Here is a 21,918-nt window from a genome sequence, read left to right as displayed (position 1 = left end):
CTTTTTCCAATCCCACCAAGCTGTTACTGTACTCGATCAAAGCCCAACGCCTCTGGATCGGATGCCGACTTGATACGTCCCCTCCTGCTGTCACTCAGCCTGGCCTTGAGCTTTCCCGCAGCCGCGATGGTGAGCGAAAGCCACGGATACGCGCAGTTCGGCACGCTCAAGTACCCAGCCACCTTCACCCACTTCGACTGGGTCAACCCGCAAGCGCCCAAGGGCGGCACATTGCGGGCCATGGCTTTTGGCACCTTCGACACACTCAACCCCTACACCTTCAAGGGGTCGAGCCCGATTACCACGCCCAACTTCCAGCAGTACGGCATCAGCGAGCTGAACGAGCCACTGATGGTAGGCACCGGCCAATACGACCCGTCTGGTGACGAGCCGACCTCCAGCTACGGCCTGATCGCCCGCTCGGTGGAATACAGCGAGGACCGCAGCTGGGTGGTGTTCAACCTGCGCCCGGAGGCCCGCTGGCATGACGGCCAGCCGATCACCTCGGCTGACGTGGCCTTCTCCTACCGCACGCTGCTCAAGGATGGCCACCCGATCTACCGCACCAACCTGCAGGAAGTGCAGCGGGTAGATATCCTCGGCCCGCTACGCATCCGCTTCGTGTTCAAACGCGCCGGCAACCCGCTGCTGATTCTGCGTCTGGGCGAAATGCCTGTGCTGCCTAAACACTACTGGCAGAAGCGCGACTTCAAGGCCACCACCTTCGAGCCCCCGTTGGGCAGCGGCCCCTACCGCATCACCCAGGTACAACCCGGGCGACGCCTGGTGTTCGAACGGGTGAAGAACTACTGGGGCAAAGACCTGGCGGTCAACCGTGGCAAGTACAATTTCAATCGGGTGGAATACGAGTTCTATCGCGACGCCACGGTGGCCTTCGAAGCATTCAAGGCCGGCGAGTTCGACATCTATATCGAGCACCAGGCAAAAAACTGGGCCAACGGTTACAACTTCCCTGCCGTGCGCCGGGGTGAAGTGATCAAGGCACAAATCCCGCACAGTATCCCCACGCAAACACAGGGCCTGTTCATGAACAGCCGCCGGGCCGCGTTCAGCGACCCGCGGGTACGCCAGGCACTGGGGCTGATGCTGGACTTCGAGTGGACCAACCGCGCGCTGTTCAGCAGCGCCTACCGCCGCTCGACCAGCTACTACCCCAACAGCGAGTTCGCCGCCAGCGGCCTGCCCACCGGCAAGGAGTGGCTGCTGCTGGCGCCGTTCCGTGACCAGTTGCCCGCCAAGCTGTTCAGCGAACCCTACAAGGTCAGCCACACCGATGGCCGGGGTATCAGCCGCCAGACCCTGCGCCAGGCCCTGGGCCTGCTCGCCGAGGCCGGCTGGAAACTGCACGGCCAGCGCCTGGTCAACAGCAAGGGCCAGCAATTACGCATGGAACTACTGCTGGTAAACCCCAACCTTGAACGCATCCTGCAACCTTATGTCGAAAACCTGTCCAGCATCGGCATCGATGCGCGCTTGCGTACCGTGGACCGCGCCCAGTACAAACAACGCCTGGACCAGTTCGATTTCGACATGATTCTGATGACACTGAACCAGACCCTGAGCCCCGGCCTCGAACAGTGGCTGTACTTCCATTCCAGCCAAGCCACGACAAAGGGCAGCAAGAACTATGCTGGGGTCAAGGACCCGGTAGTCGACCACCTGCTCGACACCCTGCTCGCCGCCCGTACCCGCGATGACCAGGTCGCCGCTGCCCGCGCCCTGGACCGCGTGCTTTCATGGCACTACTACATGATCCCCAACTGGTACCTCGACAACCATCGCCTGGCCTACCGCAACCGGTTCGCCTTCGTCACCACGCCGCCCTACACCCTTGGGCTGAACAGCTGGTGGATCAAGACTTCGGAGAAAGCCCAATGACGCCAACGCACCGTCTGCGCCGGCTGGCAGGCAGCCTGTTGCTCGCCTGCCTGAGCCTTCCCGCGCTGGCCGCACCGCAGCACGCGCTCACCCTTTACGATGAGCCACCCAAGTACCCCGCCGACTTCAAGCACTTCGACTACGTCAACCCGGATGCGCCCAAGGGGGGCACCTTCCGCCAGTCCAGCTTCGGCGGCTTCGACAGCCTCAACCCGTTCATCAACAAAGGCGTGGCGGCCGAGAACATCGGCATTATCTACGACACCCTGATGCGCCAGAGCCAGGATGAACCGTTCACCGAATATGGCCTGGTGGCCGGCAAGATCGAAAAGGCCCCGGACAACAGCTGGGTGCGCTTCTACCTGCGCCCTGAAGCGCGTTTTCATGACGGCCACCCCATGCGCGCCGACGACGTGGTGTTCACGTTCAACGCCCTGATCAAGGACGGCGCCCCGCTGTACCGCCAGTACTACGCCGACGTTGCCGAAGTGGTTGCCGAAGACCCGCTGAAGGTGCTGTTCAAGTTCAAGCACACCAACAACCGCGAACTGCCGCTGATTCTCGGCCAGTTGCCGGTATTGCCCAAGCACTGGTACGAAAACCGCGAATTCAACCGCGGCAACCTGGAGATCCCGCTGGGCAGCGGCCCGTACAAGGTCGCCAAGGTCAAGGCCGGGCGCTCGGTGCGCTACGAGCGGGTCAAGGACTACTGGGCCAAGGACCTGCCGATCAACCGGGGCTTCTACAACTTCGATGTCATGACCTTCGACTCCTACCGCGACACCACCGTCGCCCTTCAAGCACTCAAGGCCGGGGCGTTCGACTATGCCCTGGAAGTCAGCGCAAAGAACTGGGCCACCGCCTACGACGTGCCCGCCGTGCGCGAGGGTCGCCTGATCAAGGAGGAGCTGCCCAACGGCAACCCCACCGGCATGCAGGGTTTCATCTTCAACATCCGCCGCCCGGTGTTCCAGGATGTTCGCGTGCGCCAGGCACTGAGCCTGCTGCTGGACTACGAGTGGACCAACAAACAGCTGTTCAACGGCGCCTATACCCGCACCAGCAGCTACTTCGACAACTCGGAAATGGCCGCCCACGGACTGCCCAGCCCCAACGAGCTCAAAATCCTCGAACCACTGCGCGGCAAAGTGCCCGAGCAAGTGTTTACCGAGGTCTTCCACAACCCGGTCAGTGACGGCAGCGGCATGATCCGCGAGCAACAGCGCCAGGCCTACAAGTTGTTGCAGGACGCGGGCTGGAAAATCGTCGACGACAAGATGGTCGACGCCCAAGGCAAGCCGGTAAGCATCGAATTCCTGCTGGCGCAGACCGAGTTCGAGCGCATCCTGCTGCCCTTCAAACGCAACCTTGCCGACCTCGGTATCGAGCTGAACATCCGCCGGGTCGACGTTTCGCAATACATCACCCGCCTGCGTTCTCGGGACTACGACATGATCGTCGGCGGTTATCCGCAGTCCAACTCGCCGGGCAACGAACAGCGCGAGTTCTGGTCCAGTGCCGCCGCCGACAACCCCGGCAGCCGCAACTTCATCGGCCTGCGCGACCCGGCCATTGACCAGTTGGTGGAACAGCTGATCAACGCCGACTCGCGCCAGAGCCTGGTCGACCACTGCCGCGCCCTCGACCGCGTGTTGCTGTGGGGCTACTACGTGATCCCCAACTGGCACATCAAGACCTGGCGTGTGGCCTACTGGAACCACATCGGCCACCCGAACGTGTCGCCCAAGTACGACATCGGCATCGACACCTGGTGGATCAAGCCCGAGGTAACTCCGGCGGTCAGCGAAGACCCTGTGGACGAGGCCAACTGAGATGCTGGCCTACATCCTGCGCCGCCTGCTGCTGATCATTCCGACCCTGTTCGGCATCCTCATCATCAACTTCATCATCGTCCAGGCCGCCCCCGGTGGCCCGGTCGAGCAGATGATCGCCAAGCTCGAAGGCTTCGAAGGCGCCACCAGCCGCATTGCAGGTGGCGGCGCCGAGGTTTCCGTAGCCGGCTCCAACTACCGCGGCGCCCAGGGCCTGGACCCGGCGCTGATCGCTGAAATCGAGCGCATGTACGGCTTCGACAAGTCGCCACCCGAACGCTTGTGGATCATGATCAAGAACTACGCCCGGCTGGACTTCGGCGACAGTTTCTTCCGCGATGCCAAGGTGATCGACCTGATCGCCGAGAAGATGCCGGTTTCGATCTCGCTGGGGCTGTGGAGCACGCTGATCATGTACCTGGTGTCGATCCCGCTGGGGATCGCCAAGGCCGTGCGCCACGGCAGCCACTTCGACGTGTGGACCAGCTCGGCGATCATCGTCGGCTACGCCATCCCGGCGTTCCTGTTCGCCATCCTGCTGATCGTGCTGTTCGCCGGTGGCAGCTACTTCGACTGGTTCCCCCTGCGTGGCCTCACCTCCAACAACTTCGACGAACTGAGCACCACCGGCAAGGTGCTGGACTACTTCTGGCACCTGGTACTGCCGATCACCGCACTGGTCATCGGTAACTTCGCCACCATGACCCTGCTGACCAAGAACAGCTTCCTCGACGAGATCAACAAACAGTACGTGGTCACCGCCAAGGCCAAGGGCCTGAGCCGATCACGGGTGCTGTACGGCCACGTGTTCCGCAACGCCATGCTGCTGGTGATCGCCGGCTTCCCTTCGGCGTTCATCGGCATCTTCTTCACCGGCTCCTTGCTGATCGAGGTGATCTTCAGCCTCGACGGCCTGGGCCTGATGAGTTTTGAAGCGGCCATCAACCGCGACTACCCGGTGGTCTTCGGTACCCTGTTCATCTTCACCCTGTTAGGGCTGGTGGTGAAACTGATCGGCGACCTGACCTACACCCTGGTCGATCCACGCATCGACTTTGCCAGCCGGGAGCACTGACATGGCCTTGTCCCCCCTCAACCGCCGGCGCTTCGAGCGTTTCAAGGCCAACCGCCGTGGCTGGTGGTCACTGTGGCTGTTCCTGATTCTGTTCGGGCTGAGCCTGGGCGCCGAGCTGATCGCCAACGACAAACCGATCGCCGTCCGTTACGACGGCGAATGGTACTTCCCGGCGTTCAAGCGCTACCCAGAAACCACCTTCGGCGGCGAATTCCCGCTGGAAGCCAACTACAAGAGCCCCTACATCCGCGAACTGCTGGCGAAGAAAGACAGCTTCGTGCTGTGGGCGCCCATCCCGTTCAGCTACCAGAGCATCAACTATGACCTGCGTGTCCCCGCCCCTGCCCCACCTTCGGCGGACAACTGGCTGGGCACCGACGACCAGGGCCGCGACGTGCTGGCACGGGTGATCTACGGCTTCCGCATTTCGGTTCTGTTTGCTCTCACCTTGACCGTGGCCAGCTCCATTATCGGCGTCATCGCCGGCGCCTTGCAGGGGTTCTACGGTGGCTGGGTCGACCTGACCGGGCAACGCTTTCTGGAAATCTGGTCCGGCCTGCCTGTGCTGTACCTGCTGATCATCCTGGCCAGCTTCGTGCAGCCCAACTTCTGGTGGCTGCTGGGCATCATGTTGCTGTTCTCGTGGATGAGCCTGGTGGACGTGGTACGCGCCGAGTTCCTGCGCGGACGCAACCTGGAATACGTGCGCGCCGCTCGCGCGCTGGGCATGCGCAACGGGGCGATCATGTACCGGCACATCCTGCCTAATGCCATGATCTCGACCATGACCTTCATGCCGTTCATTCTCACCGGCGCCATCGGCACCCTCACCGCCCTGGACTTCCTCGGCTTCGGCCTGCCTGCCGGTTCGCCTTCCTTGGGCGAGCTGGTGGCGCAGGGCAAGTCCAACCTGCAGGCCCCGTGGCTGGGTATCAGCGCCTTTGCCGTGCTGGCGCTGATGCTGAGCCTGCTGGTGTTCATCGGCGAATCCGCCCGCGATGCCTTCGACCCGAGGAAGTGACATGAGTGAACAGAACCTGATCGAAGTGCGGGACCTGGCCGTGGAGTTCGTGACCGGGGACCAGGTCAACCGGGTGGTGGGCGGCGTCAGCTTCGATATTCGCAAAGGCGAGACACTGGCTCTGGTGGGCGAAAGTGGCTCGGGTAAATCGGTCACCGCACACTCGATTTTGCGCCTGCTGCCCTACCCCCTGGCCCGCCACCCCAACGGCAGCATCCACTACGAAGGCAAGGACTTGCTGCAGCAGAACGAGAAGACCCTGCAACGCATTCGCGGTAACCGCATTGCGATGATCTTCCAGGAGCCGATGACCTCGCTCAACCCGCTGCATTGCATCGAGAAGCAGATCAACGAAATCCTCCTGCTGCACAAGGGCCTGACCGGCAAGGAAGCGACTGCGCGCACGCTGGAGCTGCTGGATATGGTCGGCATTCCCGAGCCGCACAAGCGCCTCAAGGCCCTGCCCCACGAATTGTCGGGCGGGCAGCGCCAGCGGGTAATGATCGCCATGGCGCTGGCCAACGAGCCCGAGCTGCTGATTGCCGACGAGCCGACCACGGCGCTGGATGTGACCGTGCAGTTGAAGATCCTCGAACTGCTCAAGGAACTGCAGGCGCGGCTGGGCATGGCCCTGTTGCTGATCAGCCATGACCTGAACCTGGTACGACGCATCGCCCATCGTGTGTGTGTGATGCAGCACGGGCAGATCGTGGAGCAGGCCGAATGCGCCACGCTGTTCGGCGCCCCGCAGCACCACTACACGCAGATGCTCATCAATGCCGAGCCCAGCGGGCTGCCGGCGCACAACCCGGTGGGCGCGCCGTTGCTGGAGGTGGATGAGCTCAAGGTCTGGTTCCCGATCAAGAAGGGCTTTCTGCAGCGCACGGTCGATCATGTGAAGGCGGTGGACGGGGTCAACTTCAGCTTGCCCCAGGGCCAGACGCTGGGCATTGTTGGCGAATCCGGGTCGGGCAAGTCCACATTGGGCCTGGCCATCTTGCGGCTGATCTCCAGCCAAGGCGGCATTCGCTTTCATGGGCAGAACCTCGAAGGGCTTAACCAGAAAGCGGTGCGCCCCCTGCGGCGCGAGATGCAGGTAGTTTTCCAGGACCCGTTTGGCAGCCTGAGCCCGCGCATGTGCGTGGCGGACATTGTGGGTGAAGGGTTGCGCATTCACGGCATTGGTACCGCGCAGGAACAGGAAGCGGCGATTATCGCGGCCCTGGAAGAAGTAGGCCTGGACCCGCGCACGCGGCATCGCTACCCCCATGAGTTCTCTGGTGGGCAGCGCCAGCGCATTGCCATTGCCCGGGCGCTGGTGTTGAAGCCAGCGCTGATTCTGCTGGATGAACCCACGTCCGCACTGGACCGCACCGTGCAGCGGCAGGTAGTGGAATTGCTGCGTAACCTGCAGCAAAAGTACAACCTGACGTACCTGTTCATCAGCCATGACCTGGCGGTGGTCAAGGCGCTGAGCCACCAGTTGATGGTGATCAAGCATGGGCAGGTGGTGGAGCAAGGGGATGCGCAGGCGATCTTCCATGCGCCGCAGCATCCGTATACCCGGCAGTTGCTGGAGGCGGCGTTTTTGGAGGTTGAGGGTTCGTAGGGAATGGGTGGGTGTTCGCCTTGATTCTTGCGGCGTTGCGTAGATCGAGCGCCGCCCGCGCGGCGCATCGCGAGCAAGCTCGCTCCTACATTTGTTTCGGGCCAGTATCGCCTGTGCCTGCGCGCGCGACCGCCTTGTTTGTTCCCCACGATGTCGAGTTGAGCGCCAAGGGGACGCGCGCGTCTGCCCCAGGAATAATTGGCCCGAAACAAATGTAGGAGCGAGCTTGCTCGCGATGCGCCGCGCGGGCGGCGCTCGATCTACGCAACACCACAAAAACCAAGGCAGGCGCCTTGCCGCCCTGACGCAATGCAGCAGTGATCAATTTTTCTGACAATAATCGTCTTCCATCATCAGCCGGATCGGGCATAAATTCTCCACCGTCACCTCCCAGTACCCACGGTAGATCCCATGTCCAGCCCCCAACCCCAGCCCGCTTCCCCCGCCCTGGCCACCCTGATCCAGCGCTCCGGCCTGCCCAGCCCAACGCTGAGCGAAGCCCAGGCACACGCTGTGCTGCAGGCCCACTACGGCCTTGCCGGCAACCTGTCGCTACTGGGCAGCCAGCAAGACCTGAACTTTCGCGTGGTCACGCCGCAAGGTGGCTATGTGCTGAAGGCCTGCCACGGCAGCTATGCCCAGCTGGAGCTTGAAGCCCAGCACGCCGCCCTGGCCTTCCTGCGCGATCAAGGCTTGCCGGTACCCGCCGTGCGCTCAGCCCACAACGGCATGGGGCTGCTGGAACTGGACATCGACGCGCAACCACTGCGCCTGCGCCTGCTCGATTACATCGAAGGCCAACCGCTGACCCGCCTCAAGCACATGGAGCCACGCCTGATGGCCGAGCTGGGCGGGCTCTGTGCAAAGCTGGACAAGGCGCTTGCCCATTTCGACCACCCAGGCCTTGCGCGCACCTTGCAATGGGACCCGCAGCATGCCGGGGCACTGATCGATCACCTGCTACCGGTGCTGCAGGACAGTGGGCTACGCGCCCGCATCGAACACGCCACGCGACAGGCCAACGAGCACCTGATGCCGCTGGTCGATCAACTGCCCAGTCAGGCCGTGCACCTGGACATCACCGACGACAACACCGTGTGGGCCCGTGATGCCCAGCGTCAGTGGCAACTGCAAGGCGTGATCGATTTTGGCGACCTGCTGCGCACCTGGCGTATCGCCGACCTGTCGGTGACCTGCGCTGCGCTGTTGCACCACGCCGAGGGCGACCCGCTGCGCATCCTCCCAGCCGTGCAGGCCTACCAGGCGCTCAACCCGCTGACCGAGGCCGAACTGCGCGCCCTGTGGCCGCTGGTACTGAACCGCGCTGCCGTACTGGTGCTGAGCAGCGAACAACAGCTAGCCGTCGACCCGGGCAACCAGTACACCCGCGACAACATTGCCCACGAATGGGAAATTTTCGACACGGCCACCGCCGTGCCTTTCGCCCTGATGGAGGCGGCCATTCTGCAGGCTGCGGGCCTGCAACCCGCGGCGCCGGACTTGAACGGCTGCGCCCCCCTGCTCCCCGAGCTGGCCGGGCAGGCTGTCACACGGGTGGACCTGGGGGTACTCAGCGAACACTTCGAGGCCGGTAACTGGGAACAACCCGGTTACGACCAGCAACTGCTGACCTCGCAAGCCGCACCGGCCTGCAGCCTGCACGGGCAATATCGCCTGTCGCAAACCCATATCGACCGCCCCGAAGAGCCAGCCACCTGCGCCCTTGGCGTCGAGCTGCATGTGCCCAACGGCAGCCCTGTGCAAGCGCCAGCAGCCGGCACCTGGCAGCGTCATGGCGACGGCCGTGGCTGTCTGCGCACCGTGCACTGGGCTTTGTGGCTGCAAGGCCTGGAAGACGCACCGGCAGACGGCCAGGCCGTGGAAAAAGGCCAGCCCCTGGGCAGCAGCGGCAGTATCCTCAGCGTACAACTGTGCCTGGATAACAGCATCCAGCCCCCCTTCTTCGCCACGCCGTCACAGGCTGCTGCGTGGCTGGCCCTGTGCCCGTCGCCAGCCACATTATTGGGTTTCGATTGCGATGCCGAGCCGCTACCCGATCCGCAAGCGCTGCTGGCCCGCCGCGATGCCAGCTTCGCCCGCTCGCAGAAGCACTACTACGCGCAACCGCCGCACATTGAGCGCGGCTGGCGCAACTACCTGATCGACATGCAGGGCCGTTCCTATCTGGACATGCTCAACAACGTCGCGGTGCTGGGCCATGGCCACCCACGCATGGTTGCCGAGTCGGCGCGGCAGTGGTCACTGCTGAACACCAACTCGCGCTTCCATTACGCGGCGATCACCGAGTTCTCCGAACGCCTGCTGGACCTGGCCCCCGAAGGTTTCGACCGGGTGTTCATGGTCAACAGCGGCACCGAGGCCAACGACCTGGCGATTCGCCTGGCCTGGGCCTACAGCGGCGGGCGCGACCTGCTCAGCGTGCTGGAGGCCTACCACGGCTGGTCAGTGGCTACCGATGCCATCTCCACGTCGATCGCCGACAACCCCCAAGCCCTGGAAACCCGCCCGGACTGGGTACACCCGGTCGAAGCACCGAACACCTTCCGCGGTCGTTTCCGCGGGGCCGACAGCGCCGCCGACTACCTGCAAGACGTCGACGCCAAGCTGGCAGACCTCGACGCCCGTGGCCGTCAGCTGGCGGGCATCATCTGCGAGCCGGTGTACGGCAATGCCGGCGGCATCTCGCTGCCCGCAGGCTACCTGCGCGACGCCTATGCCAAGGTCCGCGCCCGCGGCGGGGTGTGCATCGCCGACGAAGTGCAGGTGGGTTATGGCCGCCTGGGCGAGTACTTCTGGGGCTTCGAGGAACAGGGCGTGGTGCCGGATATCATTACCATGGCCAAAGGCATGGGTAACGGCCAGCCACTGGGCGTGGTCATCACCCGTCGCGAAATCGCCGAGGCGCTGGAGGCCGAGGGCTACTTCTTTTCCTCGGCCGGAGGCAGCCCGGTCAGCTGCCGCATCGGCATGGCGGTGCTGGATGTCATGCAGGAAGAAGGCCTGTGGGACAACGCCCGCGACACCGGGCGCTACTTCAAGGCACGCTTGCAGGCGCTGGTCGACAAGCATCCGCTGGCCGGTGCGGCACATGGTTCGGGCTTCTATCTGGGGCTGGAGCTGGTGCGCGACCGCGACACCCTGGAGCCGGCCACCGAAGAGACCATGCTGCTGTGCGACCGGTTGCGGGATCTGGGTATCTTCATGCAGCCAACTGGCGACTACCTGAACATCCTCAAGATCAAACCGCCGATGTGTACCAGCCGGGCCAGCGTGGATTACTTTGTTGATTGTATTGACCGGGTGCTGGGTGAAGGGCTGTAGGGTTTTGGGTTGGGGTGTTGGGCTTTAGAGGTTCAGCGCCTGTTAGATCGAGCGCCGCCCGCGCGGCGCATCGCGAGCTGCGCTCGCTCCTACGTTTGTTTCGGGCCAATCATTCCTGTGGGATTTGTGCGCGAACGCCTTGGCGCATGGCTCGATATCGCGTCGTACAAACAAGGCGGTCGCGCGCGCCTGCCACAGGCGTTACTGGCCAGAAACAAACGTAGGAGCGAGCGCAGCTCGCGATGCGCCGCGCGGGCGGCGCTCGATCTAACAGGCGCTGAACCTCTACCGCCATACAGGCGGCGCTCGATCTCCCAGGCGACGCACCTCTACCGCCATACAGGCGGCGCTCGATCTCCCAGGCGACGCACCTCTACCGCCATACAGGCGGCGCTCGATCTCCCAGGCGACGCACCTCTACCGCCATACAGGCGGCGCTCGATCTCCCAGGCGACGCACCTCTACCGCCATACAGGCGGCGCTCGGTCTCCCAGGCGACGCACCTCTCCCACCATACCCTCAAGGCCACACCGCCCGGCATGACGTTGCGTAATGGCCGGGTGTGTTTGCCGTGGGTTTTAGGGGGTGGCAGAAATCGAGCGCCGCCCGCGCGGCGCATCGCGAGCTGCGCTCGCTCCTACGTTTGTTTCTGGCCAGTAACGCCTGTGGCAGGCGCGCGCGACCGCCTTGTTTGTACGACGCGATATCGAGCCATGCGCCAAGGCGTTCGCGCACAAATCCCACAGGAATGATTGGCCCGAAACAAACGTAGGAGCGAGCGCAGCTCCCGATGCGCCGCGCGGGCGGCGCTCGATCTCCCAGGCGACGCACCTCTACCGCCATACAGGCGGCGTTCGATCTCACAAACACCGAATACTTCAAACCCTACCCTTCGCAATCCCATCCATTACTATTCGCTCACAACGCCCCAACATCAGGTTCACCGAACATGGCCTTCTCCAGCGACTCCCTGGCAATTTTCCTCGCAGTGCTGGACGCCGGCTCGTTCTCCGCCGCCGCCCGCAAGCTGGGCCGCGTACCTTCAGCCGTGAGCATGGCGATCGCCCAGCTTGAGGCCGAGCTGGACCTGCCGCTGTTCGACCGGGCCACGCGCAAGGCCCTGCCCACCAGCGCGGCCCTGGCCCTTGAACCCCAGGCCAGGCAGGTGATCTGCCAGCTCAACCTGCTCGACGCCCAGGCCCTGCAACTGCACAAAGGCCTGGAAAAACGCCTGACCATCGCCATGGCGCCCGAGTTGCAGACCGGCCCCTGGAACCAACCGCTGGAAATCCTCGCCCAGGCATTTCCCAGCCTGGAAGTCGAGGTACGTTCGGCCACCCAGACCGAGGCCATTCGCCTGCTGCATGACGGCAGTGTGCAATTGGCCCTGGTGTTCGAACGGCCCGGCATCGACGAGCGCGAGTCATTCCTCGAAGCCGGCAGCCAACTGCTGGTGGCCGTAGCGTCACCGCGCCATCCGGCCGGGCAGAACAGCGGTACGCCACTGCCGGAGGAGGCCTTTGCCGAACAACGGCAGATCATCGTGGCCTCGGGCAAGGCCACCGGATCGGACCCGCGCATGGTCCTGTCCCGGCGCATCTGGCTGACCGACAGCTACCTGGCCACGCTGGACCTGGTGCAGTCCGGGCTGGGCTGGGCCTACCTGCCGCAGCCATTGGTTGAACCGCTGATTGCCTCGGGCGCACTCGCCGAGGTGCGCTTCGACAATATGGCCAGCCGACTGCGCTTGTGGGTAGACATTATCTGGATCAAGTCGCGCCCGTTGGGCCTGGGCGCGCGGCGCTACCTGGAAGTCATGCGCCAGCTGTTCGAGAAGGAACCCCCCAGGGCCTGATATCCCTTGTACGAGACCCTGCCCAGCAGGCGCCCGACGAACCCTTTGGGCTGTGGGAGCGGATTATGCTGTCGGCGCTACCAACCTGTACCCAACCCCCGCCTCGGTAATGATGAACCGCGGCGCCGTGGGGTCATCGCCCAGTTTCTGTCGCAGATGCCCGACCACGATCCGCAGGTAGTGGGTATCCTCCGCATGGGTAGGCCCCCAGATATCCTTGAGCAGTTGCTGCTGGGTAATCACCCGCCCGGGGTGCCCGGCCAACAGCGCCAGCAACGCATACTCCTTGCGTGTCAATGCCACCTCCACACCATCGAGCGTCACCCGCCGGAAGGCAAAATCCACCGTCAGCGGCCCAAAGCAGGCCGCCACTTCCGAGCCGCCAGCTTGTGGCACCTGGCGCAGCAAAGCCCGCACGCGCGCGAGAAACTCCTGGATACCGAACGGCTTGGTCACATAGTCATTGGCGCCACCATCCAGCGCATCGACCTTCTGCACTTCACTGGCACGCACCGACAACACCATCACCGGCACTGCACTCCATTCACGCAATTCACGCAGTACCTGCTGGCCGTCCATGTCCGGCAGCCCCAGGTCGAGCACCACCAGATCCGGCTTGCCCAGTGCCGCCTGGGCCAACCCTTCGGCACCGGTGGCTGCCTCCAGCACCTTGTAGCCTTGCGAGGCCAGGCTGATACGCAGGAACTTGCGGATCTGCGGTTCATCGTCGATGACCAACAGGGTGGCGGACTGGCTCATGGGGTTTCGCTATCGGCTTCAGGTTGAGGAGGCAGCGGCAAGCATAAAGTGATGCTGGTGCCTTGGCCATCAATGCCTTCGCCCACCAGAATCTGCCCGCCATGGGCACCGATCATGCCCTGGCAGATAGCCAGGCCCAGCCCGGTACCCTGCCCACCGCGGTCACCACGGGCGGCGGTATAGAACATGTCGAAGATCTTCTCGCGGTCGGCCACGGGAATGCCGGGGCCCTGGTCGCTGACGGTCAGGCGCAACTGGTCGTCATGCACGGCCACCTGCAGCTCAAGCCGACCATTGGCCGGCGAAAAGCGTGCGGCGTTTTCCAGCACGTTGACCAGCGCCTGCTCGATCAACGCCGCATGCACGAACAGCAATGGCAGCTCGGCCGGCACGTCCGTGTGCACACGCAGCGGCGCCAGCACCACCCGCAAGCGGTTGAGCGCACTGCCGACGATATCCGCCGGGGCCACCCAGTCGCGGGCCAGCTTGAGGCCGCCATGGCCCAGGCGGGTCATGTCCAGCAGGTTCTGGATGTAGCGATCAAGACGCTCGGCCTCGTTGCGGGTGCCTTCCAGCAACTCGCGGCGGTCTTCAGCCGGAATCGCGTCGCCCAACGCCAGCAGGCTGTCGATGCTGCCACGCATGGCGGTCAACGGCGTGCGCAAGTCATGGGATACGGAGGCCAGCAGGGCACTGCGCAGTTGCTCGGTTTCGCCGTGCAGGCGTGCGGCTTCCAACTGTTCAGCCAAGCGTGCGCGGGCCAGGGCCTGGGCCAAGGGCTGGCCAAGAGCAGTGAGCAGGCGCCTGCGAGGGTCGCTGAGCGGCCGCCCGGTGCGCGGGCGCACGCCCAGCAACGCCAGAGGCTGCTCGTCCACCGCCAACGGCCACCACCACCAGCGGCCTTCGGGCAGGGTATCGCTGCCGTGGCCAGCGGCCTGCACGTGCTGCCAGGCCCAATCGGCAGCAGCCCGTTCGGTGTCGCTGAAAGTGTGGGCTTCCCCACTGGCCACTTGCAACTGGCCTTCGGCGTTGCGCTCCAGCAAGCACACCTGGGTGTCCTGCCAGCCGCCCAGGTGCTGGCCGGCAGCCTTGAATATGGCTTGGCGATCGGTGGCTACCGTCAACCGGCGAGACAGGTCGAGCAACTGGCTGGTCTGCGCCTGGGTCTCGCGCAGCGCCTGCAACTGGCGACGCTGACGCGCGGCCAGGTTGCCGGTAAGCGCAGCCATCAACAGAAAAAACACCAGTGTCAGCACGTCTTCTTCGCGCTGGATGGTGAACGAGAAGTTGGGCGGTATGAACAGGAAGTCATAGACCAAGAACGACAGCGCAGCGCAGGCCAGCGCAGGTCCCAGGCTACTGCGCACCGCCACCAGCAACACCGCCGCCAGGAACACCAACGAGATATTGGGCAATGCGAGCACACTGGACACCGCCCAGGCCAGACCCGCAGCCATCACGGTGGCCAGCAGCGCCAGCAGGTAATGACGCCACACCCACACCCGCCGCACCGCCGAACGCGGCGCTGGCGGCTGCACATCACGGTCCAGCACGTTGATTTCCAGGCCATGACTCTCGCGCAGCAGCCGCGCCGCCACACCGGTGCCGAACAAACGCCTGCGCAGGCGGTCACGGGACTGCCCGACCAGCACCAGGCTGGCCCGCCGCTCGGCAGCATGCTGGATCAGTGTGCGGGCCACTTCACCAGCACGCAGCAGCACCACTTCCCCGCCCAGTCGCTCGGCCAGTTGCTGAGCGGCCTGCAAACGATGCCGTGCGGTTTCGTCACGTAGCCGGCCGTTGTCCACATGCACCAGGCTCCAGGGCAGGTGGCGGCGCTGGGCCACGCGGCTGGCATGGCGCACCAGGCGTTCGGCCTGGTCGTCACCGTCTATGCCCACCAGCAACCGGCCGCGCAAGGCCGGCGCTTCCTGGCCGCGCTGACGATAGCCGTGGGCCAGGTCGGCATCGACCTGAGCAGCGGCGGTCTGCATGGCCAGCTCGCGCAGGGCGGTGAGGTTGGTTTGCGAAAAGAACGCATCAATGGCCGCCCGAGCCTGCTCGGGCACGTACACCTTGCCTTCACGCAGGCGTTCAAGCAGCTCTCGCGGTGGCAGGTCGATCAGCACCAGCTCGAACGCTTCCTGCAGCACCCAGTCCGGCAGGGTCTCGCGCACTTGCACGCCGGTAATGTCGCGGACCTTGTCGTTGAGGCTTTCCAGGTGCTGGACGTTGACCGTTGTGAATACATCAATACCAGCGGCCAACAGTTCCTGTACGTCCTGCCAACGCTTGGCGTGGCGGCTGCCGGGGGCGTTCGTGTGGGCCAGTTCGTCCACCAGGGCCAAGGCCGGCGCGGCCCGCAGCAGGCCGTCGAGGTCCATTTCCTCGAGGGTGACGCCGCGGTACTGGCTGCGCAGCAGAGGTTGCTGTTGAAGGCCTGCGAGCAACACCTCGGTTTCAGCGCGGCCGTGGGTTTCGACAACGCCGGCCAGCACCTTCACGCCCTGGCGTTGCTGGGCGTGGGCGGCCTGAAGCATGGCGAAGGTCTTGCCGACGCCAGGGGCGGCGCCGAGGAACACCTTTAGCCGGCCCCGGCCATTTCGCGGGAGGTTGGCCAACAGCGCATCGGCGCGGGTGGAGTCACTCATGTTTCATCCTTTGCTTTTTCCAGCAGTCGGCCAATTCAGGGAAAGCCCTTAACTGTAGGAGCGGGTTTACCCGCGAATACGTCAGTGGCACCACCACCGCATTCGCGGGTGAACCCGCTCCTACAGGCTTCCTGCCAGTGCTTCGATTACCTGACAATGGCGAGCTTTTCCAAGGCCTGGTTCAACGCCAGCACGTTGACCACCGGCGGGCCGATCAAAGGGTGGAGGGTGGCCTCTTCCAGCAAGGCTTGCAAGCGCTCGACCGGCAACTGCCGTGCCGCCGCCACCCGCGGGATCTGATAGGCCAGGGCCTCAGGTGGCAAGTGCGGGTCCAGCCCGCTGCCCGAGGTGGTCAGCAGCGCCTGCGGCACCGGCCCTTGCTGCACCTGATACAACGCAGCCGCATCGCCCTTTACCCGCTCAGCCAGCGCCGGGTTGCTCGGCGACAGGTTGCTGGCGCCGCTGGCCACGGTCGCGTAGGCACCTGCCGAAGGCCGCGAGTGGAACCAGCCATCGCCCTGGAAGTCCTGGGCGATCAATGCCGAACCCCGCACCTGCCCTTGCGCATCGCGCACCAGGCTACCGTTGGCCTGGTTCGGGAAAGCGACCTGAGCAATACCGGTCACCGCCAGCGGATACAGGGCGCCAGTCACCAGGGTCATCAACAAAGCCAGGCTCAATGCCGGGCGTAGATAAGCAGTCATGGTGGCCTCCTCAGACCAGGTTCAGGGCATTGAGCAGCAGGTCGATCAGCTTGATCCCGGCAAACGGCACCACAATGCCACCCAACCCGTAGATCAACAGGTTGCGCCGCAACAGGTGCGCCGCACTGACCGCCTGCACGCGCACGCCACGCAGCGCCAGCGGGATCAGCACGATGATGATCAGCGCGTTGAACACAATGGCCGACAGGATCGCGCTCTGCGGGCTGGCCAGTTGCATCAGGTTGAGTACGCCCAGTTGCGGGTAGATGGCAGCGAACAGCGCCGGCAGGATGGCGAAGTATTTGGCCACGTCGTTGGCAATGGAGAATGTGGTCAGCGCACCACGGGTGACCAGCAGCTCCTTGCCGACCTGGACTACGTCCAGCAGCTTGGTAGGGTCGCTGTCCAGGTCGACCATGTTGGCGGCCTCCCGCGCAGCCTGAGTGCCATCGTTCATGGCCATGCCTACGTCAGCCTGGGCCAGTGCCGGGGCGTCGTTGGCACCGTCGCCACACATGGCAACCAGGCGGCCTTCATTCTGCTCCTGGCGAATGCGCGCCAGCTTCTTCTCGGGCGTGGCCTCGGCCAGCACGTCATCGACCCCCGCTTCGGCGGCGATGGCGGCCGCAGTCAAAGGGTTGTCGCCGGTTACCATGACCGTGCGAATGCCCAGCTTGCGCAGCTCAGCGAAGCGCTCGCGGATACCAGGCTTGACCACGTCCTTGAGGTGGATCACGCCAAGCAAGCGCTTGTCGACGCACACCAGCAACGGTGTGCCGCCACTCTGCGCAATGCGTTCGACTTCGCGGGCCAGCGCTGCCGGCATTTCCAGGCGTTGCATACCGACGAATGCCAGCACCGCATCGACGGCGCCCTTGCGGTAGCGGTGCTGCTGGAAGTCGATGCCCGACAGGCGTGTCTCGGCACTAAAGGCCACCGCTTCGAACTGCCCGGCAGGCGGCTCGACAAAGTCGTGCAACTGGCGCAGGTACTCGACAATCGACTTGCCTTCGGCGGTGTCGTCGGCCAGCGAAGCCAGCAAGGCGCCCTCCCCCAGTTCCTTGGTGGTAATGCCCGGCGCTGCATGCAGCGCGCTACAGCGCCGGTTGCCGAAGGTGATGGTGCCGGTCTTGTCGAGCATCAGTGTATGCACGTCCCCGGCCGCCTCGACGGCGCGGCCCGAGCGGGCAATGACATTCAGCCGTACCAGCCTGTCCATGCCGGCGATGCCGATGGCCGACAGCAGGCCGCCGATGGTGGTGGGAATCAGCGTCACCAGCAGCGCGGCCAGGAAGATCAGCGGCAGGCTGCCACCCACGAAGTGGGCGAACGGCTGCAAGGTCACCACCACGATCAGGAAAATCAGGGTCAGGCCGATCAGCAGGATGTCGAGGGCGATTTCGTTCGGGGTCTTTTGCCGCTTGGCACCTTCAACCAGGGCGATCATGCGGTCCAGGGTCGACTCGCCCGGGTTGCTGGTGATGCGGATAAGCAGCCAGTCGGAGACCAGCCGCGTGTTGCCGGTCACCGCCGAGCGGTCGCCACCTGATTCGCGTATTACCGGCGCGGACTCACCGGTAATGGCGGCCTCGTTGACGGCCGCAATGCCTTCAAGTACCTCGCCGTCGCCGGGGATCATTTCGCCGGCGACCACGCGTACCACATCATCCTTGCGCAGTGCGCTGGCAGCCACCGTCTCGTAGCTGCCATCACGCTGGCGACGCTGAGCGGTCAGGCCCTGGCTGCCGGCCTTGAGGCTGTCGGCGCGGGCCTTGCCACGGCCCTCGGCCAACGCCTCGGCGAAGTTGGCAAACAACACGGTGAACCACAGCCACAGGGCAATCTGCACCGCAACGCCGGTGCTCACGCCGCCGCCGGGCGCAAAGCACAGCACGGTGGTCAGTACTGCGGTCAGGGCCACCACCAGCATTACCGGGGAGCGCTTGAGCTGACGCGGGTCGAGCTTGACGAACGCCTGCACCAGCGCCGGGCGCCACAGCGCGGCGAAGCGGGTCTGGTCCTTGGCGCTGTGCCGGCTATTCACTTCAGGAATGGGCATGTTCATGATCGGTCCTCAAAAACCCAGGCTAAGGTGTTCGGCGATTGGCCCAAGGGCCAGGGACGGCAGGAAGGTCAGGCCACCGACCAGCAGGATGGTCACCAGCAGCAAGCCGGTGAACAGCGGGCCGTGGGTGGGGAAGCTGTTCTGCCCCAGCGGCGCGCTTTTTTTCGCCGCCAGGCTGCCGGCCAACGCCAGTATCGGCAGGATGTAGCCGAAGCGGCCGATGAGCATGGCCACGCCGATCATCAGGTTGTGATACACGGTGTTGGCACCAAAGCCGGCAAAGGCCGAGCCGTTGTTGGCCGAGCCCGAGGTGTAGGCGTACAGCAACTGGCTGAAACCATGCGCCCCCGGGTTGGTGACCGCCCCGGCCGGGCCGGGCAAGCTGGCGGCGATGGCGCCAAGTACCAGCACACCGACCGGCATCACCAGCAGCGTTGCCACCAGCAGTTGCACCTCACGGGCCTGCAGTTTCTTGCCCAGGTATTCCGGCGTGCGACCAATCATCAGCCCGGCCAGAAACACCGCGATCAGCACGAACAGCAACATGCCGTACAGCCCGGCGCCAACGCCGCCGAAGATCACCTCGCCGACCATCATGTTGACCATCGCCACCATGCCGGTCAGCGGGTTCAGGCTGTCGTGCATGGCGTTGACCGAACCGTTGGAGGCAGCGGTGGTGGTGACCGCCCACAGCACCGAACCAGTGGTGCCGAAGCGGCTTTCCTTGCCCTCCAGGGGGGCGGTCTGCTGCACCTGGGCGCTTTCCAGCGCTGGGTTCGGCTGGTGCTCGGACCACAATGCCGTGCTGCCTCCGATCAGGAACAGGGCAAGCATGCAGGCGAGGATGGCGCGGCTTTGGCGCAGGTCCTTCACGTAGTGACCGAAGGTGAACACCAAAGCCACCGGAATGAGGATGATCGACGCCACCTCGAACAGGTTGCTCCAGGCCGTAGGGTTTTCGAACGGGTGCGACGAGTTGACGCCGAAGAAGCCGCCGCCATTGGTACCCAGCTGCTTGATGGCGATCTGGCTGGCGGCCGGCCCTAACGGAATGGTCTGATCGCCACCTTGCAAGGTCAGCGCGTGGGCGTAGTCGGCAAAGGTCTGCGGTACGCCCTGCCAGACCAGCAGCAGCGCCAGCAGCACGCACAGCGGCAACAGGCCATAGAGGGTGGCACGGGTCATGTCGACCCAGAAGTTGCCCAGCGTCGTCGCACTGCGCCGGGCGATACCGCGGCACAGGGCAACCAGCACGGCCAGGCCGGTGGCAGGGCTGACAAAGTTCTGCACGGTCAGGCCAAGCATCTGGCTCAGGTAGCTGACCGACGCCTCACCGCTATAGGCCTGCCAGTTGGTATTGGTAACGAAACTGACGGCGGTGTTGAACGCCAGTGACCATTCCTGGCCAGGCAGGTGCTGTGGGTTGAGTGGCAGGTAGCCCTGCAACAGCAGCACGCTGAACAGCAGCAGGAAGCCGACCAGGTTGAACGCCAGCAGGGCCAGTGCGTATTGCCGCCAGTCCTGCTCCTGGTTGGCGTTCACACCTGCCAGCCGGTAACAGCCCTGCTCGACCGGGCCCAGCACAGGCGTCAGCCAGGTACGCTGGCCCTCCATGACCTTGAAGAAGAACCGCCCGAGCCAGGGTGCCGGTAGCAGCACAATGGCGAAAAATGCCAGGAGCAAGGCGAAATCGTAACTGTGCATGGCCGCTCCCTAGCTGCGATCGGCGCGCAGCAGCGCCACCAGCAGATAAAACGCCAATGCCACTGCCAGCAGCAGTGACAGCCCGTCGAGCATGTTCATATGTGGTTCTCCCCGTGTTACGGCTTGGGCCGCTTTAGGGAAATTGTCCGAGGGAGGGGCGTAAAGGGGCGAGAGCGGGGTGTGGGGGTGGGTATAAAGAATGCGTAAAAATCAGCGTTGTGGTCTGCCTGTAACGGCCTCTTCGCGGGCACGCCCGCTCTCCCACAGGCACTGCACAGCCTTTAAGGCCTGTGTGGCACCTGTGTGCGGGCTTGCCCGCGAAAGGGCCGTTACAGGCTTATTGTTGTGGCGGCTGCTGCGCCGCGTTACGGCTCCAGTCCAGCAACAGGCTGTAGCCGACCGCCAGCAAGGTCGGCCCGATGAACAGGCCAATGAAGCCAAAGGCAAGCAAGCCACCGAACACGCCCAGCAGCACGATCACCAGCGGCAGGTTGCCGCCACGGCTGATCAGGTACGGCTTGAGCACGTTGTCCACGCCACTGATGACGAAGGTGCCCCAGACGCCCAGGAACACTGCCATGCCGTATTCGCCCTTCCACACCAGCCAAGCGGTGGCCGGGATCCAGGCCAGCGGCGGCCCCATGGGGATGAGGCTGAGCATGAAGGTCACCAACCCCAGCACGATCGCCCCGGGCACCCCCGCGATCAGGAAGCCGATCAGCGCCAGGATGGCCTGCGCGGCCGCCGTGCCGATCACCCCGTTGACCACCCGCTGCACGGTAGCGGCTACCAGCTCGAGGTAATACTCGGCGCGCTCGCCCATCAGCCGGTGCAGCAAGCGCAGCACGAATGCCGCCAAGCGTGGCCCGTCGCGGTAGAAGAAGAACACGAACACCAGGCTCAGGGTCAGTTCCAGCACGCCGCTGCCAATCTGTGCGCTGCGAGCCAGCAACCAGTTACCCACCTGCCCAAAGTAAGGCTTGATCGAGGCAAGCAAGGCTGCACCTTGCTGGTCAAGCGATTGCCAACCGTTGACCAGGCGCTCGCCAACGAAGGGTATGCCGCCCAGCCAGGCCGGCGCATCGGGCAGGCCGTCGACCTGCACATCACGCACAAACGCCGTAGCATCGCGAATGTGATCGGCCAGGTTGAACCCCAGCCACACCAGCGGCAGTGCCACAATCAGGATCCAGGCCGTGGTCAGCAGGCCCGCTGCCAGCGTCTCACGCCCCCCCAACAGGCGCGTGAGGAAGCGCATCAACGGCCAGCTGGCAAAGGCCAGGATGGCCCCCCACAGCAATGCCGATATGAACGGTGCCATCACCCACAGGCCAGCACCGAGCAACGCCACCAGCAGAATCTGGACCAGCAGGCGATCATTGTTAATCATGATGGTGCTCGT

General features: G+C 64.3%; 15 protein-coding genes. 7 read left to right on the top strand and 8 right to left on the bottom strand.

Going from position 1 to position 21,918, the window contains the following annotated elements; genetic code table 11:
* Window positions 1–69 precede the first annotated feature (69 nt).
* Genes AC3B5Q_RS08590 through AC3B5Q_RS08570 form a run of 5 tightly spaced genes read left to right on the top strand, consistent with a single transcriptional unit; the run spans window position 70 to window position 7,436 of the window.
* Window positions 70–1,899: an extracellular solute-binding protein gene (locus tag AC3B5Q_RS08590; protein WP_198554906.1), complete on the top strand. Its 1,830-nt coding sequence runs from the start codon at window positions 70–72 to the stop codon at window positions 1,897–1,899.
* Complete coding sequence (locus AC3B5Q_RS08585; RefSeq protein WP_488392983.1) at window positions 1,896–3,731, top strand: extracellular solute-binding protein; 1,836 nt, start codon at window positions 1,896–1,898, stop codon at window positions 3,729–3,731. Before AC3B5Q_RS08590 ends, AC3B5Q_RS08585 begins: the two co-directional genes overlap by 4 nt.
* A 1-nt stretch (window position 3,732) precedes the next feature.
* Window positions 3,733–4,806 (top strand): microcin C ABC transporter permease YejB, encoded by a 1,074-nt coding sequence (locus tag AC3B5Q_RS08580; RefSeq protein WP_021783280.1) that lies wholly within the window; start codon window positions 3,733–3,735, stop codon window positions 4,804–4,806.
* Between the two features lies 1 nt (window position 4,807).
* A complete protein-coding gene (locus AC3B5Q_RS08575; RefSeq protein WP_021783281.1) occupies window positions 4,808–5,827 on the top strand; it encodes an ABC transporter permease in 1,020 nt (339 codons plus the stop codon).
* A 1-nt stretch (window position 5,828) separates the two neighbouring features.
* On the top strand, window positions 5,829–7,436 hold the full coding sequence (locus tag AC3B5Q_RS08570; protein WP_488392982.1) for an ABC transporter ATP-binding protein: 1,608 nt from the start codon (window positions 5,829–5,831) through the stop codon (window positions 7,434–7,436).
* Window positions 7,437–7,521: 85 nt separating this feature from the next.
* Here AC3B5Q_RS08570 and AC3B5Q_RS08565 read toward each other — a convergent pair whose 3' ends face one another.
* A complete protein-coding gene (locus tag AC3B5Q_RS08565) occupies window positions 7,522–7,806 on the bottom strand; it encodes a hypothetical protein (protein ID WP_238090219.1) in 285 nt (94 codons plus the stop codon).
* A gap of 41 nt (window positions 7,807–7,847) precedes the next feature.
* Here AC3B5Q_RS08565 and AC3B5Q_RS08560 point away from each other — a divergent pair, with 41 nt between their 5' ends.
* Window positions 7,848–10,778, top strand: coding sequence for an aminotransferase (locus AC3B5Q_RS08560; RefSeq protein ID WP_488392981.1), 2,931 nt, complete (start codon window positions 7,848–7,850; stop codon window positions 10,776–10,778).
* A gap of 949 nt (window positions 10,779–11,727) precedes the next feature.
* Entirely contained in the window at window positions 11,728–12,633 is a 906-nt protein-coding gene (locus tag AC3B5Q_RS08555) for a LysR family transcriptional regulator (RefSeq protein ID WP_488392980.1), read from the top strand.
* A gap of 63 nt (window positions 12,634–12,696) precedes the next feature.
* Here AC3B5Q_RS08555 and AC3B5Q_RS08550 read toward each other — a convergent pair whose 3' ends face one another.
* The 7 genes from AC3B5Q_RS08550 to AC3B5Q_RS08520 all read right to left on the bottom strand — a co-directional run bounded on the left by AC3B5Q_RS08550 (window position 12,697) and on the right by AC3B5Q_RS08520 (window position 21,906).
* Window positions 12,697–13,392, bottom strand: a complete 696-nt coding sequence (locus AC3B5Q_RS08550; protein WP_021785493.1) for a response regulator — start codon at window positions 13,390–13,392, stop codon at window positions 12,697–12,699.
* On the bottom strand, window positions 13,389–16,043 hold the full coding sequence (locus AC3B5Q_RS08545; RefSeq protein ID WP_488392979.1) for a DUF4118 domain-containing protein: 2,655 nt from the start codon (window positions 16,041–16,043) through the stop codon (window positions 13,389–13,391). The genes AC3B5Q_RS08550 and AC3B5Q_RS08545 overlap by 4 nt, the downstream gene beginning before the upstream one ends.
* Window positions 16,044–16,189: 146 nt before the next feature.
* A complete protein-coding gene (kdpC, locus tag AC3B5Q_RS08540; protein WP_488392978.1) occupies window positions 16,190–16,747 on the bottom strand; it encodes a potassium-transporting ATPase subunit KdpC in 558 nt (185 codons plus the stop codon).
* 10 nt (window positions 16,748–16,757) lie between these two features.
* The gene (gene kdpB, locus AC3B5Q_RS08535) at window positions 16,758–18,812 is read right to left on the bottom strand and encodes a potassium-transporting ATPase subunit KdpB (protein ID WP_101196443.1); all 2,055 of its coding nucleotides are present in this window, start codon (window positions 18,810–18,812) and stop codon (window positions 16,758–16,760) included.
* 9 nt (window positions 18,813–18,821) lie between these two features.
* Complete coding sequence (gene kdpA / locus AC3B5Q_RS08530) at window positions 18,822–20,516, bottom strand: potassium-transporting ATPase subunit KdpA (RefSeq protein ID WP_488392977.1); 1,695 nt, start codon at window positions 20,514–20,516, stop codon at window positions 18,822–18,824.
* A 9-nt stretch (window positions 20,517–20,525) separates the two neighbouring features.
* Window positions 20,526–20,615, bottom strand: a complete 90-nt coding sequence (gene kdpF / locus AC3B5Q_RS08525; protein ID WP_003251485.1) for a K(+)-transporting ATPase subunit F — start codon at window positions 20,613–20,615, stop codon at window positions 20,526–20,528.
* A gap of 238 nt (window positions 20,616–20,853) precedes the next feature.
* Window positions 20,854–21,906, bottom strand: coding sequence for an AI-2E family transporter (locus AC3B5Q_RS08520; RefSeq protein WP_021785488.1), 1,053 nt, complete (start codon window positions 21,904–21,906; stop codon window positions 20,854–20,856).
* Window positions 21,907–21,918: the final 12 nt, after the last annotated feature.

It is taken from the genome of Pseudomonas sp. D5(2026), from assembly GCF_057766845.1.
This window is presented reverse-complemented; position numbering and strand designations above follow the sequence as displayed.

Coding starts and splice junctions, on each gene's coding strand:
- AC3B5Q_RS08550 (WP_021785493.1), bottom strand. CDS start 13,392: ATGAGCCAGTCCGCCACCCTGTTGGTCATCGACGATGAACCGCAGATC.
- kdpC (WP_488392978.1), bottom strand. CDS start 16,747: ATGACTGCTTATCTACGCCCGGCATTGAGCCTGGCTTTGTTGATGACC.
- kdpF (WP_003251485.1), bottom strand. CDS start 20,615: ATGAACATGCTCGACGGGCTGTCACTGCTGCTGGCAGTGGCATTGGCG.
- AC3B5Q_RS08585 (WP_488392983.1), top strand. CDS start 1,896: ATGACGCCAACGCACCGTCTGCGCCGGCTGGCAGGCAGCCTGTTGCTC.
- AC3B5Q_RS08560 (WP_488392981.1), top strand. CDS start 7,848: ATGTCCAGCCCCCAACCCCAGCCCGCTTCCCCCGCCCTGGCCACCCTG.
- AC3B5Q_RS08570 (WP_488392982.1), top strand. CDS start 5,829: ATGAGTGAACAGAACCTGATCGAAGTGCGGGACCTGGCCGTGGAGTTC.
- kdpA (WP_488392977.1), bottom strand. CDS start 20,516: ATGCACAGTTACGATTTCGCCTTGCTCCTGGCATTTTTCGCCATTGTG.
- kdpB (WP_101196443.1), bottom strand. CDS start 18,812: ATGAACATGCCCATTCCTGAAGTGAATAGCCGGCACAGCGCCAAGGAC.
- AC3B5Q_RS08580 (WP_021783280.1), top strand. CDS start 3,733: ATGCTGGCCTACATCCTGCGCCGCCTGCTGCTGATCATTCCGACCCTG.
- AC3B5Q_RS08575 (WP_021783281.1), top strand. CDS start 4,808: ATGGCCTTGTCCCCCCTCAACCGCCGGCGCTTCGAGCGTTTCAAGGCC.
- AC3B5Q_RS08520 (WP_021785488.1), bottom strand. CDS start 21,906: ATGATTAACAATGATCGCCTGCTGGTCCAGATTCTGCTGGTGGCGTTG.
- AC3B5Q_RS08565 (WP_238090219.1), bottom strand. CDS start 7,806: ATGCCCGATCCGGCTGATGATGGAAGACGATTATTGTCAGAAAAATTG.
- AC3B5Q_RS08555 (WP_488392980.1), top strand. CDS start 11,728: ATGGCCTTCTCCAGCGACTCCCTGGCAATTTTCCTCGCAGTGCTGGAC.
- AC3B5Q_RS08545 (WP_488392979.1), bottom strand. CDS start 16,043: ATGAGTGACTCCACCCGCGCCGATGCGCTGTTGGCCAACCTCCCGCGA.